The organism is Oleiphilus sp. HI0066 (assembly GCF_001635725.1).
In genome coordinates, this window is record NZ_LWFH01000041.1 from 1 (window position 1) to 1,640 (window position 1,640).

The 1,640-nt window shown below is 43.6% G+C and carries 2 protein-coding genes; both read right to left on the minus strand.

All coding sequences use genetic code 11. The annotated features are described in order from the left end of the window. The coding region (locus A3738_RS00950) for an HlyC/CorC family transporter (protein WP_197473490.1) at nucleotides 1-1,056 on the minus strand (1,056 nt) is incomplete at its 3' end. Between the two features lie 79 nt (nucleotides 1,057-1,135). Next, nucleotides 1,136-1,640, minus strand: a 505-nt coding sequence (locus tag A3738_RS00955; protein WP_231876488.1) for an inner membrane protein YpjD, incomplete at its 5' end; no start/stop codon positions are given.

Consider the following 1,640-nt stretch of genomic DNA (forward strand, 5'->3'; position numbering starts at 1 on the left):
AGTAGGTAATGACCATTTAAGCGCTTTATTAATCGCCCTAATGGTGGCGGAGCCATCAATAAGGAAGCTGCTGTCCTCTTGCGCAGTGATATCTGAGCTGCTGGTTGTAGAGTAGTCCGTTGTGAACTCCCCAACAATTTCTTCTAAGATATCTTCCATTGTTGCAAGTCCCTGAACATCACCATATTCATCAACCACAATGCCGATTCTGCGTTTTGCTTTTTGAAATTGAAGTAACTGATGGTTTAGCGGAGTACTTTCGGGGATAAAATAGGGCTCACGACATGCCTGCAGTAGTGCTGCTTTATTTGGCTCAGCATGAGACAAAACTTTTGTCATGTTTCGCAGGTGGAGTACACCAATTATGTTGTTGATGTCTCCCTTGTAGACGGGGAGCCTAGTGTGTTGCGAGCTTCTAGCTTGTTCGATCAAATCATCTAGGTTGTCTTCAATATCTAGTCCAATCACTTCATTCTTAGGAATCATGATGTCGTTGACAGTTACTTTCTCTAGATCAAGGATACTGATCAGCATGTCTTGGTGAGAGCGAGGGATTTTATTGCCAGCTTCATGGACGAGTGTTTTTAGCTCTTCTCTCGTTATATGGTTCTCAGTCTGCGCTGAGGTATTAATGCCCAGTATTTTTAATAGGTTGTTGGTGACTAGGTTTACAGACCAAACAGCAGGGTATAGCAGTTTTAGGAGTGGCTTGAGAATGTGGGCTGCTGGAAACGCTATCTTTTCTGGGTGATAAGCTGCAAATGTTTTTGGAGTGATTTCGGCGAAAATTAAAATGGTTAGCGTAAGTAACGCGGTTGCGATCGCAATACCTGCATCACCCCAGAGACGGATTGCGATAACTGTAGCAATTGAAGAGGCAAGTATGTTTACGAAATTATTGCCGATCAAAATAACGCTGATAAGTTGATCTGTGCGGTCGAGCAGGTCGCTCGCTTTGTTTGCGCCTTTATGTCCTTGTTTCTTTAGATGCTTAAGACGGTACTTGTTGAGTGACAGCATTCCTGTTTCGGAACTTGAGAAAAAGCCGGACAACATTATAAGAACGCCAAGGGAGCCAAATAGCCAGGTAAGGGAAGTTTCGTTCAAGGTAAAGCTCGGTTGCTAGAAAAAGAAATTACAGTATAGATTCAAGAACTATCTTGGTGCCAAAAAAACCAAGCATTAACGACCCTGTGCCCCATAAGGTAAGGCTTGCTGCGAGTGAGCCCCTCCAACCATATTGGCGTCTGCCGAACAACAGTACGCCGAACAGCACCAAAGAAACTAAAGAGAAGAATGTTTTGTGTGCAAGATGTTGCGCGAAGAGATCATGCACGAATATGAAGCCTAGAGTGATCGCTATAGCAAGGAATAAGGTGCCTATTCTTAACAAATCAAACAAGGTGCTTTCCATTACGAGTAATGGTGGGAGAGAGCTATTCGAATGTAGGTGTGATTTAAGCTGTCGGTTACGGTAAACAACAAAGATTGCTTGTACGGAGGCCAAGCATAGAATGCTATAGGCCAAAATAGACAATGCGATATGCACTAAAATTCCGTTATCAAGTTGATTCGGGGCGTCATCCGGACGAATTGCAAGCATGCTAATCATGCTGAGTGCGGCAGCTGGATACATGATA